Source organism: Pseudoxanthomonas sp. OG2, from assembly GCF_014192765.1.
Lineage (GTDB): Bacteria > Pseudomonadota > Gammaproteobacteria > Xanthomonadales > Xanthomonadaceae > Pseudoxanthomonas_A > Pseudoxanthomonas_A beigongshangi.
On the sequence record NZ_JACHYM010000001.1, the window covers coordinates 2,830,839 to 2,845,690 of the forward strand.

Genomic DNA, 14,852 nt, shown 5'->3' on the forward strand with positions numbered 1-14,852 from the left:
CCAAAGATTGTGTCTCGGGTTGCGCGACGAGTGTCTGGACGGAAGTGACCGATCCTTCCGGCAAGGTGGTGCGATACACATATAGCAATCGTTATGATGTGAGCGAAGGTCAACTCCTGCGCAAGGACTACTATTCGGGAGCTTCAGGGTCGGCAGTGGTGCGAGCTGAGGAATATGCTTATGCAGCTCCGACTGCAGGCCCTTGGCCATCTCGAATAGGCACTGTCCGGCAGCCGAACGTTAACAACGCTCAGCTGGAGCAGTTGGCGCCAACATCTAAGAGTGTAGTGGTACAAGACGGGGTAACGTTTGTCCGGGCTATTGGCGAGTTCGATTCCTTTGCTCGTCCAGTACGTATTACGCGGTCCAATTCACTCGGTAATAGCCGGGTCGATGCCAACGAGTACCATGACAATTCCACGCTATGGGTATTGGGGCAGACGGCCAAGGTGACCTGCGTGGCGCCGGCGGCCTGCACACCAAGCTGGGCGCCGACCGGCATCGTGGTGTCGGAGACCACGTATGACACGTTGGCCCCGCCGGTGACAGCGAAGGCCTACGGCAAGCTGCAGCAGACCTTGACCTACAACGCCGACGGCACCTTGAAGACGGCCAAGGACGGCAACAGCAACGTCACCACCTTTGGCAGTTGGAAGCGGGGCATTCCGCAGTCCATCACCTATGCCGACAGCACGACCCAGTCGGCGGTGGTGAACGACCACGGCTGGATTGACTCCGTCACCGACGAGAACGGCTACAAGACCTGCTACACCTTTGATGCGATGGGCCGGTTGGCGAGCCTCACCCCGCCGTCGGAGACTGCGGCCAATGCCTGCGACACGACCGAGGGGAACTGGAAGAAGACCCTGTTGAGCTTCCAGCCGGTGGCAGTGGCCGAGTACGGCATTCCGGCCGGGCACTGGCGGCAGACGGTGAGCACCGGGGCCGGCCAGAAGATTACCTATTTCGATGCCTTGTGGCGGCCGTTGGTGACCAAGGAGCTGGACGCCACCAACGGCACGACCGAGACCCTGACCAAGCGCTTCCAGCGCTTCACCTACGACGCCGACGGTCGGGTGACATTTGCCTCCTACCCGGGCACGACCGACGCGCTGGCCACCGGCACCTGGACCGAGTACGACGCGCTGGGCCGGGTGACGTCGGTGAGCCAGGACAGCGAGCTGGGGCTGCTGACCACCACCACCCAGTATCTCGGCGATGCGACCAGCGCGTATGTGCGCACGGTCAGTCCCCGCGGCGTGGTGACGGTAACCCGGCACCAGGCCTTCGACCAGCCCAGCTACGACACCCCGGTACTCATCGACCAGGGCCAGAACCTGGCCGAGCGGGTGGGCATCGACATCACCCGGGACGTGTTCGGCAAGGTGCTGTCCATCCGCAAGCGCAACGCGGCCGGGACGCTGGCCGTGACCCGCAGTTACGCCTACAACGCGAACCAGGAGCTGTGCCGTTCGGTGGAGCCGGAGACCGGGGCCACCTTGATGGGCTATGACGGGGCCGGGAACCTGGCCTGGAGCGCGGCGGGCCTGCCGGCGACCACGGCCTGCGAGGCCAACGGCACCAGCGCGGCGGTGCTGGCCCGCAAAGCCGCACGGACCTACGACGCCCGCAACCGGGTCAAGACGCTGGTGTTCCCGGACGGACGCGGCAACACGACCAACACCTACGCACCGGACGGCCTGCTGGCCAGCACGGCGGTGGACAACGACGGCACCAACGTGGTGACCACCACGTATGGCTACAACCGCCGCCGCCTGCCCATCAGCGAGCGGATGCAATGGGGCAGCATCGACTGGTCCATCGGTTACGCCTATACCGCGCTGGGGCATCTGGCCAGCCAGACCTACCCCAACACCGGCACGGTGGCCTTTGCCCCCAATGCGCTGGGCCAGCCGACCCAGGCCGGCACTTACGCCACCGGGGTGCAATACCACCCCAACGGGGGGATGAAGCAATTCACCTACGGCAACGGCATCGTCCACACGATGACCCAGAACGCACGCCAGTTGCCGGCGCGCAGCACTGACAGCAATGGCGTGCTGGACCTGGGCTATGCCTACGACAAGCATGCCAACGTCACCGGCATCACCGACTACACGACCGGGGCCCGCCAGAGCCGCGCGATGATTTACAACGGGCTGGACCAGTTGCTCCAGACCACCGGCGCCAGTTTCGGTGTGGCCAACTACAGTTACAACGTGCTGGACAACCTGACCACGCTGAAGGTGACCGGTGGCAGCCACGCCCGCGACCACACCTACCACTACGACGCCAGCAACCGGCTGACCAGCGTGACCAACACGGTGGGCGGGGCCACGGTAACGGGCTTGAGCTACGACGTGCAGGGCAACCTGGCCAACAAGAATGGTCAGGTATTCAACTTCGATTTCGGCAACCGGTTGCGCGGTGTGAACGGCGTGGCCAGCTATGTCTATGACGGCCATGGCCGACGGGTGCGGGACTACACCACGGCCAGCAAGTACAGCCTGTACAGCCAGAGTGGGCAACTGGTGTTTGACTCGGATGCCCGGGCGGGCAAGTCGAGCCAGTACGTGTACCTGGGCGGCAGCCTGGTGGCGGTGCGGGAAGTGGCCGGCAGCGTGACAACGGTGAAGTACCAGCACACCGATGCGCTGGGCACGCCCATCGCGGTGACGGATGCGGCCAAGGGTGTGCTGCAGCGGAGTGAGTACGAGCCTTACGGGCGCCTGGTCAACCGACCGCTGACGGACGGGCCGGGCTTCACCGGGCATGTGCAGGATGCGGCCACCGGGCTGACCTACATGCAGCAGCGCTACTATGACCCGCTCATCGGGCGATTCCTGTCGGTGGACCCGGTGACTCCTTACTCAGGAGGCATTGCCTCATTCAATCGTTACTGGTATGCCAGCGGGAATCCTTATCGTTATAAGGACCCCGATGGACGAAAAATTATGATAGTTAGCCAAGACGGAGTTTCCATGCAAGAGGCTTACACCTTTATGGTGCATCTTTCTACAACGTCAGAGGGTATGGATGCTATGCAGGCGCTTGAGCGACTTCCGTTTTACGTGTCTATAACATTCGGAGATGAATATGGGTTTAATCCAAACGAGGATGAAATATTTATCAATCCGAGAATGGGGATGGAGATAATAAGCACCGGAGAGGTGCAGCCGCCGTTAGTAAATGGGTTTCATGAAATAATTCATGCTGTGAAATTTTATCGTGATGGGCCGGTTAAGTGGAAAGAAGACATGATGAAGCCCGAAATCGGGAAGAGTCCGTCGGGGAGGCCGGTGCTGGGGAATGCGCCTGAGGAGGTGAGGGCGACTAAACAAGAAAGCAAGGTCGCTGATGAATTAAAGGTGCCGTCGCGGCGAGTTTATCAAAACGCAGGTGAGCTAGTGCCATGCAAAACAATTTCAAAGTGCTGATAATTGCACTTACTGTATTTATTTGTGCGTGCCATGGGCAGGCTGAACAGCCAGGGCGTGCTGAATATAGGACTTCGCGCATGGAGAGTGCACTATCAAGTGCGACTTCAGTCGATATGTACTTCTATGAAGTAACTGATAATTACGTAAGAGATGTGGAATATATAAAGAAAAAACGCATCTAGGCGGGTTTATCGAGCTTGTGGCCTAAACTGTTTGCGCACATTTGATGTGTTGGTTGAGCAGGCTAAGACGGCAGAGGATTTTGATTGCACCAAGGATGGATTTGATCTGGTTGTGTCGATAGGTAGATATAACGTTGCTTATGCGAACGCCAGCAGGGAGATTGTCATTGATGGGAAGTGCTATCTGAGTGGCGTTGGCGCATATGACATCATTAAGAACTCAAAAATAGTATTTCCATACTAAGTTCAGATGCTTATTCAGATCCGTTTCTTTCGCGAGGCTGTGGGTTGCGGAAAGGAAGATGCAAAGCCAGTCTGGCGAATAGCGGGCACTATGTGACGATGTGTCCCTGCTTTGTGTTTGGCGGACATTCAACTGTGCGGGATTAGTGCGCAGGAAGTCTGGAGCTATCTGACTCGTTCCCGTTCGCCGTACCAGCAATTACTGATAAGCCCTCGAGTTGAAGGAAGCCGCATTGTCCCAATGAGTCTCGGCTAAGAGGCGATACAGTTCAGCAATAACTTCCGCTCTGCGGGCATGGAGGCCTGCAAAACTAATCTGGTGTTCTTGCGCTACTAGGCGAAGCTCGTGTTCAAGTCTTGCCCGTGCGGCGCTCGCTTGTTGTTCTAAGTTCGCGCGATGGACGTCAAGTCGGGAAGTGAGGTAGTTGTTGAACACCGATTTTGTAACGTAGGCGGCTGCAGTGCCTAAGATGCCTATCACCGCAGTGTTACCCAGCACGACAGCAATGACTTCTATCGCGGTCATGATTCGCTCCAGTTGTCCCTACTTGATGCTACTTGGACTAGCCGCCGGGGCAAGTGGACTCCTGGGCTCGTGGAGTTGATTGGGGCCTGTGGCTCTCTGAGCCGCCCTGAAGCCGGCGTCTTCCCGCCCCGTACTCCAAATACGCGCTCACAAAAAAACCGCCTCGTGGGCGGCCTTGGCTAACGCTTTGATTCCTAAACCCTGCATGGTGGCTATGGGTGGACTCGAACCACCGACCCCAGCATTATGAGTGCTGTGCTCTAACCGGCTGAGCTACATAGCCGTGCAGGAACCGCACATTTTTCCGGTTCGGGGGGCGGCTGTCAATCCGGTCGGGCCGGCTTGTCGGCGCGGGCCGGCCGTGGCAGAGTCGGGGACAGTAGATTTCAGGAGTCCGCATCGTGATCGATCCGGACGGCTACCGACCCAACGTCGGCATAGTGTTGATGCGCCCGGATGGCCGGGTGTTCTGGGCGCGAAGGGTGCGCCGGGACGGCTGGCAGTTCCCGCAGGGCGGGATGAACACGGACGAGACGCCGGTCGAGGCCATGTACCGCGAGTTGCACGAAGAAACCGGCCTGTTGCCCGAACATGTTGAAGTGTTGGGGGCCACGCCCGGCTGGCTGCGCTATCGGCTGCCGCCCCGCGCCATCCGCCACCACGAACGCCAGGTCTGCATCGGCCAGAAGCAGGTCTGGTTCCTGCTGCGCCTGGTCGGCGACGAGGCGCACCTGCGCCTGGACGCCACCGACACCCCCGAGTTCGACCATTGGCGGTGGGTGGATTTCTGGTACCCCATCGAGCACGTGGTGATGTTCAAGCGCGGCGTTTACGCCCGCGCGCTGGGACATCTAGCGTCCTATGCCCGCAGCGTGGTCGGGACCCTGGCGCTGCCGCCACAGCGGTCGGAACGGTTGGGGGAAGGCCACAGCCGGCCGCGTCCACGAAGCCGGCCCAAGCGTAAACAGGGCCAGGGCGCCGGCGACGCCAAGAATTGACAATCATTCTCATTCGCGGTCAAATGTGCCTCGAGCCACCCCGGCCCGCACATTGACCTCGCCGCCGTGTACGTCTGCATCTGCAACGGAGTCACCGACCACCAGATCCGCGAAGCCGCCGCCAACGGCGTGCGCACGGTGGCCGAACTGACCATGCGGACCGGCTGCGGCGCCACCTGCGGCAGTTGCCTGGACATGGCCGGCGGCCTGCTGGATGCGCATCACGCCCGCGCCGAGCGCGAGTTCAAGCTTCCGATTCTCGGACTGTCACAGGCTGCCTGATCGCGGCGCTTTGCACGCCTTGCCGACCGGCAGCGCGTGCTTCCTCCCCACGAGATGAGCACGATTCGCGTTCCGTCATGGCGCGGAACGACGCGCTAGCATGCGCCCCGTCCAACACCCCACGGGAGCCACGCCATGAAGGGCGACGCCAAGGTCATCGAATTCCTCAACAAGGCGCTCTACAACGAGCTGACCGCGATCAACCAGTACTTCCTGCACGCCAAGATGCTGAAGAACTGGGGTCTGAAGGAACTGGCCGAACACGAGTACAAGGAATCCATCGACGAGATGAAGCACGCCGACAAACTGGCCGAGCGCATCCTGTTCCTGGACGGGCTGCCGAACTTCCAGGCGCTGGGCAAGCTGCGCATCGGCGAGAATCCGCGCGAATTGCTCGAATGCGATCTGGCGCTGGAGATGGAAGGCCTGCCGCTGCTGCGCGATGCGATCAAGTACTGCGAAGACCAGGGTGACTACGTCAGCCGACAGTTGTTCGCCGACATCCTGGATTCGGAAGAGGAACACGTCGACTGGCTGGAAACCCAGCTGTCGCTGATCGAGCGCATCGGCGAACCGAATTACCTGTTGACCATGCTCGAGGACTGAGCCGAGCCGGCAATCGGCGTCGGCGTCCTGCCCAGCTGCTGGGTGGCGTAACCCAGCAGCGCCATGCGCGCACGCGCGTATTCGGCGATGACCAGCGCCACCGCCACCGCGGGGCGATCCAGCCGGGCCGCGCGCGCGCCCAGTTCGACCCGTTTGGCCGCCGCCGACAGCGCCATCGCACCGACGTTGGCGCTGGATGATTTCAGGGTGTGCGCGGCATCGCGCATCGCATCCAGATCCGGCGTCGCGGCCGCCTTCTCCAGCGCGGCGATCAGGCGCGGCGCATCCTCCAGGAACAGGCTGATGATGCGCACGGTTTCATCACCGGCGATCTCGCGCAGTTCCTCCAGCATGCTGTGGTCCAGCACCGGGAAGGTCGGCGTCGCCGCGCGCGCGGCGGCGTCGTTTGGCGGTGCCTGCTGTGCAACTGGCTCCGTGGCGCGCGGCGCGGCGATCGCGACATGCCCGGGCAGCCAGCGCTGCAGGCAGGCTTCCAGTTGTTCGCGGGTGACCGGTTTGGCCAGGTAGTCGTCCATGCCGGCATCCAGGCAGCGCTGGCGATCGCCGGCCATCGCGTTGGCGGTCATCGCCACGATCGGCAGCCGGCGCTGCGCGCCCAGTTCGTTCTCGTGCGTGCGCCAGCGGCGGGTGGCGCTGTAGCCGTCCAGCACCGGCATCTGGCAATCCATGAACACCAGATCGAAGGGCTCGATCATCATCCGCTGCAGCGCCAGTTCGCCGTTGGCTTCCGACTCGCTGCGGAAACCCAGCGCGGCCAGCAGTTTCTGCGCCACCAGCAGGTTGACCGGGTTGTCCTCGACCAGCAGCAGGCGCGCTTCGGCGGGTGGCGCCGCGGTTTTTCCGGCCGCGTCCGTGTCCGTGCCGGCATCGGTGCCCGGATCCTGGTTCGCCGCGTCCGCGGAGGTTGCCACCGTATCGAACACCGGGGCGGGCGGCGTGTCCGTCGCGGTATCCACCGCTTCGAAAATGTCACCGATCACCACCGGCGGCAGCGCCGGATCCGCGTCGGTGGCGGTATGTCCGGTCAAGGCCGCGCGCAGCGCCGAATCCGGCGCCTGGCGCGACAACAGAGTGCTGTCGCCGCGCAGTTCTTCCGGGACCGACTCATCGCCGTACAGCCAGATCAGGCGAACCGGCGCGGCGCCGGCCGGGCGCCGGGCGAGGGTGCGGTGCAGGGCGCGGGCGGTGCTGCGGATGCCGCCGGCATCGGCGACCACGGCGACGAAATCGTCACCGCGGTTTTCGCTGACGGTGCGCAGGCGTTCCAGTGCTTCCTGGGTGGTTTCCACCGCGTTGACCTGCATGCCCCAGTTGGTGAGCAGCAGGCCAAGCCGCTGGCGCAGGCGGCTGTCCGGGGACACCACCAGCACGCGGCCCTGATCGAAGGCGTGCGGATCGCGCATCTTCATGTCGCCGATGACCTTGGTCAGCGGCGCCTCGAACCAGAAGGTCGAACCACGGCCGGGTTCGGACACCAGATCGATGCGCCCGCCCATCAGTTCGACGATGCGCTTGCAGATGGCCAGGCCCAGGCCGGTCCCGCCATACAGCCGGGTGGTGGAGGCGTCGGCCTGGGTGAAGGAACGGAACAACCGCGCCTGCGCCTCGGCGGGAATGCCGATGCCGGTGTCGCGGACTTCGAAACGCAGCAGGTGCTGGGCCGAGGTTTCCCCCAGCCGGCGCACGGCCAGGGTGACGCCGCCGCGTTCGGTGAACTTGATTGCGTTGCCGATCAGGTTACTCAGCACCTGCCGCAACCGCACCGGGTCGCCGCGCACCGGCAGGCGCACCGTCGGATCCAGTTGCAGGCTCAGGCGCAGGCCCTTGTTCTCGGCCGGACGCTGCATCAGCTGCAGCACGCCGTCGAGCAGTTCGCGCAGATTGAAAGCGGTGATTTCCAGATCGAGCTTGTTCGCTTCCAGCTTGGAGTAGTCGAGGATGTCGTCGACGATGCGCAGCAACTGGTGCGAGGAGGCGCTGGCGGTGTTGAGCATCTCGCGGTGATCCGGTGCCAGCGGCGCGCGCGCCAGCATGTCCAGCATCGGCACGATGCCGTTGAGCGGGGTGCGGATCTCGTGGCTCATCGTGGCGAGGAATTCGCCCTTGGCCAGCACCGCCGACTCGGCCGCCTGCTTGGCCTGCAGCAGTTCCTGTTCCAGTTGGTCATGCCGTTGCAGATCCCGGCGCAGGGCGTTGCGTTCGGATTCGGCGATGGCCGCGCGCGCTTCGGCGCCGGTCAGCTGGCGATGGGCGGTGCGCGCGTTGAAGGCGGCGAAACTGCCGCACAGCACGACGACCGCGCCGGCGGCCAGCGCCGCCTGCCACCACGGGCCGGCGACGCCCACGTAGGGCAGGACCAAGAACACGAGCGCGGCCACGCCCGCGAGCAGGGCCAGCCAAGGGGCGACCGGGGCGGGTCGCTGCGCGGGCATGTCTACAGCACCGCGTTGTGGAAATCGAAGCCGAGTTCGCTGCCGACGGCCTGCACCAGATTGCCCTGGATGAAGTCCACGCCGCCCATCCACATCGCGGCGGCCGCTTGCGGATCCTCGATCTGCTGGCCGATGACCTGCAGGCCGGCGCGATGCGCCTGGTCGATGATGCCGCGCAGCTCGTCGCGCAGCTTCGGATCGGTATGGGCGCCGGCATAGCGGCTGGCCACCCGCAGGTAGCCCAGCGGCAACTGGGTCAGCAACGCATCGGCCTCGCGTCCGGGCTCGAACTGGCTCAGGCAGAACTGCACGCCGCTGGGCATCAGCTGGTGGCAGAAATCGCGCAGGGTCACGGTGTGGATCAGCGCGTCGGCCATGCGCAGGTCGATGACCAGCGAGGTCCCTTCGATGCCGCGTTCGGCCAGGGTATCCAGCAGCCACTGCGCATGCGATTCGCGCGCCAGCGTGCGCGGTGACTGCGAGACGAACAGGCGCAGCGACGGTCCCTGCGACTGGCGCTCGGCCAGCACGTACAACGCGTGTTCCAGCACCCAGTGATCGATCTGGGCGATGCCGCCGGCCGATTCGGCCGCCGGGATCACCTGCGAGGCGGGCAGCAGCGAACCGTCGGGCTGGCGCATGCGCAGCAGCACCTGGTACTGCGCCTGATCGCTGCCGGCGACCGCGACGATCGGCTGGTAGGCCAGCTCGAAGCGGCCATCCTCCAGCGAGATCTTCGGCGCATCCTCGATGACCTGGGTCGGGGTGTAGCCGGCCAGGTTGTTGCCCTTCAGGCGTGCCTGCAGCACCGCGCGTTCGGTGGCCTCCAGCGCGCTGCCGGCGTCGGCGAAGCCGATCGACAACGGCGTGTAGCCGATGGAGCTGCGCAGGTTGAGGGTCTCGCCCGCGCCGATCGGGAACGGATTGAGGGTCAGCCCGTCGCGCAGGCGCGCGGCCTGCGTTTCCAGGGCGGACTCGTCCAGGCTGGCGGCCAGCGACAGGAAGCTGTTGTCGTTCAGCCGCGCGACCGGGTGGGGCGCGGCCACTTCCGCCAGGCGACGCCCGGCCTGGTTCATCAACTGCTCGAACGCCGCGTAGCCATAGCGCTCGCGCAGGCTCAGCGCGCTGCCCACCTCGATGAAGAACAGGCCGCCGCCGGAGGCCGATTGAACCGCCGCGCCTACCTGCTGCAGCAGGTAGGTGCGCGTCGGCAGGCCGGTCTCGGTGTTGATGGTGGCGCGCGCAAGCGATGGCGCGACGCGCTGGCGCGCGCGCTGGATGCGGTTGGAAACCGCCGCGATCAGGTGACGCGGCCGGATCGGCTTGTTGAGGAAATCGTCGGCGCCGCTTTCCAGCACTTCGAACTGGCGTTCCGGATCCGGGTCCCCGGTCAGGAATACGATCGGCAGGTGCAGGTACTCGGGCTGCTGGCGGATCAGCATCGTCAGGTTCATGCCGTCGCGACCGGGCATGTGCAGATCCATCAGCACCAGATCCGGCTTGAACCGCTCCATCGCATCGAGCACGCCGTCGGACTGCATCTGCACTTCGGCCTGCATGCCGGCGCCGTGCAGCACGCTCTGGGCGAACAGCGCCTGGCCGCGATCATCCTCGACGATGAGCACCCGGTAGGGGCTTTCCTGGGTGTCGCCGGTACGGCTGGAAGCCGCCGGTGCGGCACCGCCGGCATCGTTGCCCGGCACCGGCGGCACGTCGCCGGTCGCGGGCGGCGGAGAGGATGCGGTCATCGCGGACATACCTCCTTTCAGCGGCACCGGCGCGGGCGCGTCGGCCGTCCAGCGCCGCCAGTAGCCCGGCGGCGGGGTTTCGGCCCGCAGACGGGAGCGCGAAGGCTCATCCTGCCGGCGGGATGTGGCGTCAGTGGCAGACATCAGGCTTCCCCAAGCATGTGCCGCATTATGCGATGAAGTTCACGACCCGGCACAGGCGTTCCGGAGCATCCGGTTTTCCGCGTCAAGGGGTCGGCATTCGAGGATCAGACGTACCGAGCAGCCGTTTCAGGCCACGGCTGACGCGACGCCAGACCCACCACACCGCCAGCGCCAGCACGATCGATATGCCGACCACCAGGATCAGGGCGATCCAGGGATGGGCAAAGGCCAGCGCCAGGCCGCCCACCACCACCGCGTCCTCGGTGACCGAGGCGGCCCAGTTGCTGACCGGCTCGGGCGAGGTGTTCATGAGCGCGCGCGAACCGCTCTTCAGCACGTGGCTGGTCAGGGCGATGCCGGCGCCGGCGGCGAGCGCGCCACCGCCGAGCTGTCCGTCCGGCGAGAGCGTGGCGGCGGCCAGGAAGGCGCCCGCCGGCACCCGCGCCAGGGTCTGCAGCAGATCCCAGCCCGAGTCCACCCCGGGAATCTTGTCCGCGAAGAATTCGGCCAGCGCCAGCGCGCCCGAGGTGCCCAGCACCCACCAGGACTGCGTGACCTGCAGGGCCGGCGGCAGATCCAGCCAGCCCAGCGCGCCGGCCAGGCCGAGGCCGAACACGGTCAGGTAGACGCGGATCCCGGCCATCCATGCCAACAGGATCCCAATTACGAAAAGATGTGCTTCGGACATCCCGGCGGTTCCCAGTAGACTCGACGGCCCTGTCGATGGTCCCGAGTATAGGCCTCCTGTCTGGCTGCTGCCTGAGCGCGGCCAGGGATTCGCTCATGTCCAGATCCCCCTTCCCGCGCTACCAGATCGTCGAACAGCGGCCCTCGCGCCGCGGACTCTGGCTGGCCGTGGCGGGACTGGCCTGGGCGGGGACGCTGGCCGGGGTCTGGTGGCTGGCCAGCTACACCGCCGCGCCCCGGCTGGGGCAGGCGAAGCAGGCGCTGGACCAGGCCCGGGACCAGGTCCGCCGGCAGCGGGCCGAACTGCAGCAACTGAGCCAGCGCGAAACCACCCTGGGCGTTTCCGATCGCATCAGCCGCTCCGCCAACCAGGAACTGCAAGCCTCGCTGGCCGAGCGTGACGAGGAAATCGCGGGACTGCGTGCGGACGTGGCGTTCTACGAGCGCCTGGTCGGGGCCACCGCCCCGCGCCGCGGCCTCAATGTGCACCTGGCCGAGTTCAGCCGCGCGCCGGGCGGCGCCTGGCAATACCAGATCACCCTGACCCAGACGCTCAACCGCGGCGCCATCAGCGAAGGCGCGATGCGCTTCGCGGTGGAGGGCGTGCGCGACGGGCAACTGGCGACGATCGGCTGGGACGAACTGCACCAGCAGTCCGGCGTGGCCGGGCAGGCCTACTCCTTCCGCTATTTCCAGCAGCTCGATGGCAGCGTGATGCTGCCCGGCGGCTTCACCCCGCAGCGGGTGAAGGTGCAACTCAGCGGCGGCGAGCGCGCGGTGGAGCAGGCGTTCGATTGGAAACTCGCGACCTCAGCCGGAGGAAAATGATCATGTTCAAGCACAAGCCCCAGCGCGATGGCCAGGCCATCGACACCCTCATCGGCCCGCAGGTCACCATCCAGGGCGATCTGATCTTCAGCGGCGGCCTGTACGTGGAAGGGCGGATCCAGGGCAAGGTGCTGGCCGCCGAAGGCGAGCGCGCGGTGCTGACGCTGGCCGAGCAGGGCAGCATCGAAGGCGAGGTGCGCGCGCCGGTGGTGATCATCAACGGCCAACTGGTCGGCAACGTGTACGCCGACGACCGGGTGGAACTGGCGTCCAAGGCGCGGGTGCACGGCAACATCCACTACCAGGTGGTGGAGATGAGCGCCGGCGCCCAGCTCACTGGCCGGCTGGTGCATGCCACGGCGCTCGCCAGCGCCGGCGAGACCGCAGAAAACCTGGTCCCCGCCCACGCCTGAACCGGTTCGCCGGCATTCAGAGCCCCCTCCGGCGGGCCGCGCTATGCTCGGCCCATGAGTGAGACTCCTCTTCCTTCACCGCCCCCGCCGGCCAGCGGGCGGCTCTGGTTCTACGCGGCCGTCGCCTTGCTGGCGCTGCTGGTCGCCTTCGGCGGCTGGGGCCTGTGGCAGGTCCTGGCCGGCGGCGGACAGGCGCCCAGCGCGCATCAGTTCCAGGCCCAGAAAAAACAGGTCGAGCAACTGGAGCAGCGGGTCGCCACGCTGTCGCGCTCGGACCAGATCAGCCGCGACGCCAACCGCGACCTGCAGACCGCGCTGGCCGAGCGCGACGAGGAAATCGCCGGCCTGCGCGCCGACGTGGCCTTCTACGAGCGCTTCGTCGGCGCCACCGGCCAGCGTCGCGGCCTGGCCGTGCACGAACTCAAGCTGCAGCCGCAGACCGACCAGGCCTGGCACTTCACCGCCACCCTGACCCAGAACCTCAATCGCGGCGCGGTCAATGCCGGCCGGCTGCTGGTGTCGGTGGAAGGCACCCGCGCCGGCAAGCTGCAGCGGCTGGCCTGGTCGGACCTGCGCCAGCAGGCCGATGCGCCGGGCCTGCCGTATTCGTTCAAGTATTTCCAGCAGGTCGAGGGCGACCTGGTCCTGCCCGCCGATTTCGAGCCGGTCCGGGTGACCGCGCGGCTGGTGCCGCAGAACGGCGCTGCGGTGGAACAATCGTTCACCTGGGCCGCCGCCAGCGGCCGCGAGGGCACTGGCGCTTCCGGCTTGAAGTGAGTCCCCCCAACCCCCATCCTGATCGCCATGGACAACCTCGTTTCCCTGCCCTCGGCGGCGCCGGACTACCAGTCACTCGAGCGCCCGCTGAACTTCAGCCACGCCGCGGCCGCCAAGGTCCGCGAGCTCATCGATGAGGAAGGCAACGCCGGACTGGCGCTGCGCGTCTACATCCAGGGCGGTGGCTGCTCCGGCTTCCAGTACGGTTTCGAGTTCGACGAGAACCGCGCCGAGGACGATCTGGCGGTGGACACCGACGGCGTGACCCTGCTGGTGGATCCGCTGAGCCTGCAATACCTGATGGGCGCCGAGGTGGACTACAGCGAGAGCCTGCAGGGCGCGCAGTTCGTCATCCGCAATCCCAACGCCAAGACCACCTGCGGCTGCGGCAGCAGTTTCAGCATGTGACACCCGCTCACCCCGTGGGCACCGATTCCAGCACCGCCTCCGCGTTGACCGGTTTCGCCTTCGCGGGCGAGCCGCTGGATCGCGCCGACAAGCTGCGCGACGACCCCGACACCCTGTTCCGCCTGTGGCCGGGCGCGCGCGTGATCGTGCTGACCCGCGAGGGTGAAGCGTTCGCCGATACGGCCGGACAACTGGCGGCGCCTACCGGCGAAGCGCTCGGAGGCGGTCCCGGCACGGCGATCTTCCTCGGCCTGCGCGGCGAGACCGCGTGGTTCGCGGTCGAGGCGGACAGCGTGCCGTTCGAAGCGGCGCAACGCGTGGATCTGCGCCGTGCGGCGGCGGTCTGGCCAGCGTTCGAGGCTGGCGTGTTCGCGCTGGCGCGGGCGATGTTCTACTGGCGTTCGCGCAACCGCTTCTGCGGCCTGTGCGGCGGCGAGGTGGAGTTCCGCCGCGCCGGTTACCAGGGCCGTTGCCTGCAATGCGACGCGGACCATTACCCGCGCGTGGACCCGGCGGTGATCGTCGCGGTCAGCGATGGCGAACGCCTGCTGCTGGGCCGCCAATCGTCCTGGCCGGCGCGCCGCTATTCGGTGATCGCCGGTTTCGTCGAACCCGGTGAAACCCTGGAACAGACGGTGGCGCGCGAAGTGCTGGAGGAAACCGGCGTGCGCGTGCGCGGCTGCCGCTACCTGGGCGCGCAGCCGTGGCCGTTCCCCGGCGCGCTGATGCTGGGCTTCGCCGCCGACGCCGAGCCGGACGTGCCGCGGGTGGACGACGAACTGGAAGACGCGCGCTGGTTCACCTTCGATGAAATCGACGCGGCCCGCGAACGCCGCGAGGGCGACGGCGACGAGGGCCTGCTGCTGTCGCCGCGGATTTCCATCGCACGCTCGCTGATCGATCACTGGCATGCCGGGATGCTCGCGCGGCGACGCTCCTGAGCGGCTGTCGTGGATCCTCCAACCGCAATCGCCTCCCAACAGCCGAATGGCTGATCAATCCCCCGTCACCCGCTAACGCGGGTGTCCGCCCCCTTTTTCAGACGCCTTTCAACAGCCGAATGGCTGGTCAAGGGGGCTATCACAAGGGTCACCCACTCTAGGGAAACCCCGCTTTT

Annotated in this window: 12 protein-coding genes, 1 tRNA gene and 1 pseudogene; 9 read left to right on the forward strand and 5 right to left on the reverse strand. The window is 65.7% G+C overall.

The features are described 5' to 3' along the window. Positions 1-458 precede the first annotated feature (458 nt). Entirely contained in the window at positions 459-3,437 is a 2,979-nt protein-coding gene (locus tag FHW78_RS20180) for an RHS repeat-associated core domain-containing protein (RefSeq protein WP_183640919.1), read from the forward strand. Positions 3,438-4,064: 627 nt separating this feature from the next. Here FHW78_RS20180 and FHW78_RS12910 read toward each other — a convergent pair. Further along, on the reverse strand, positions 4,065-4,391 hold the full coding sequence (locus FHW78_RS12910; protein WP_183640921.1) for a hypothetical protein: 327 nt from the start codon (positions 4,389-4,391) through the stop codon (positions 4,065-4,067). 206 nt (positions 4,392-4,597) lie between these two features. Then, positions 4,598-4,674: transfer RNA gene (locus FHW78_RS12915), tRNA-Met, on the reverse strand. A gap of 118 nt (positions 4,675-4,792) precedes the next feature. Here FHW78_RS12915 and FHW78_RS12920 point away from each other — a divergent pair. From FHW78_RS12920 to bfr, 3 genes and pseudogenes are all read left to right on the forward strand, one after another. After that, positions 4,793-5,248, forward strand: a pseudogene (locus tag FHW78_RS12920) (RNA pyrophosphohydrolase); the annotation flags it as partial. A 207-nt stretch (positions 5,249-5,455) separates the two neighbouring features. Next, positions 5,456-5,671 carry a (2Fe-2S)-binding protein gene (locus FHW78_RS12925; RefSeq protein WP_141454229.1) on the forward strand — a complete coding sequence of 72 codons (216 nt, stop codon included), beginning with the start codon at positions 5,456-5,458 and terminating at the stop codon, positions 5,669-5,671. 135 nt (positions 5,672-5,806) lie between these two features. Further along, a complete protein-coding gene (gene bfr, locus FHW78_RS12930; protein WP_183640925.1) occupies positions 5,807-6,277 on the forward strand; it encodes a bacterioferritin in 471 nt (156 codons plus the stop codon). Here the strand turns inward: bfr and FHW78_RS12935 are convergent. The 3 genes from FHW78_RS12935 to FHW78_RS12945 form a co-directional block, all read right to left on the reverse strand. Continuing rightward, positions 6,250-8,730 carry an ATP-binding protein gene (locus tag FHW78_RS12935; protein ID WP_183640927.1) on the reverse strand — a complete coding sequence of 827 codons (2,481 nt, stop codon included), beginning with the start codon at positions 8,728-8,730 and terminating at the stop codon, positions 6,250-6,252. The genes bfr and FHW78_RS12935 overlap by 28 nt on opposite strands. 2 nt (positions 8,731-8,732) lie before the next feature. After that, positions 8,733-10,622, reverse strand: coding sequence for an EAL domain-containing response regulator (locus tag FHW78_RS12940; RefSeq protein ID WP_183640930.1), 1,890 nt, complete (start codon positions 10,620-10,622; stop codon positions 8,733-8,735). Between the two features lie 82 nt (positions 10,623-10,704). Further along, positions 10,705-11,310: a DUF4126 domain-containing protein gene (locus FHW78_RS12945; RefSeq protein WP_183640932.1), complete on the reverse strand. Its 606-nt coding sequence runs from the start codon at positions 11,308-11,310 to the stop codon at positions 10,705-10,707. Positions 11,311-11,405: 95 nt separating this feature from the next. On the opposite strand from FHW78_RS12945, the gene FHW78_RS12950 reads away from it, so the two are divergent. Genes FHW78_RS12950 through nudC form a run of 5 tightly spaced genes read left to right on the forward strand, consistent with a single transcriptional unit; the run spans position 11,406 to position 14,676 of the window. Continuing rightward, positions 11,406-12,137, forward strand: a complete 732-nt coding sequence (locus tag FHW78_RS12950; protein WP_183640934.1) for a DUF6776 family protein — start codon at positions 11,406-11,408, stop codon at positions 12,135-12,137. Positions 12,138-12,139: 2 nt separating this feature from the next. After that, a complete protein-coding gene (locus FHW78_RS12955) occupies positions 12,140-12,550 on the forward strand; it encodes a polymer-forming cytoskeletal protein (protein WP_183640936.1) in 411 nt (136 codons plus the stop codon). A 54-nt stretch (positions 12,551-12,604) separates the two neighbouring features. After that, positions 12,605-13,327: a DUF6776 family protein gene (locus FHW78_RS12960; RefSeq protein ID WP_183640938.1), complete on the forward strand. Its 723-nt coding sequence runs from the start codon at positions 12,605-12,607 to the stop codon at positions 13,325-13,327. A 27-nt stretch (positions 13,328-13,354) separates the two neighbouring features. After that, positions 13,355-13,735, forward strand: a complete 381-nt coding sequence (erpA, locus tag FHW78_RS12965; RefSeq protein WP_141454222.1) for an iron-sulfur cluster insertion protein ErpA — start codon at positions 13,355-13,357, stop codon at positions 13,733-13,735. Between the two features lie 14 nt (positions 13,736-13,749). Further along, complete coding sequence (gene nudC / locus FHW78_RS12970) at positions 13,750-14,676, forward strand: NAD(+) diphosphatase (RefSeq protein ID WP_183640940.1); 927 nt, start codon at positions 13,750-13,752, stop codon at positions 14,674-14,676. Positions 14,677-14,852 lie beyond the last annotated feature (176 nt).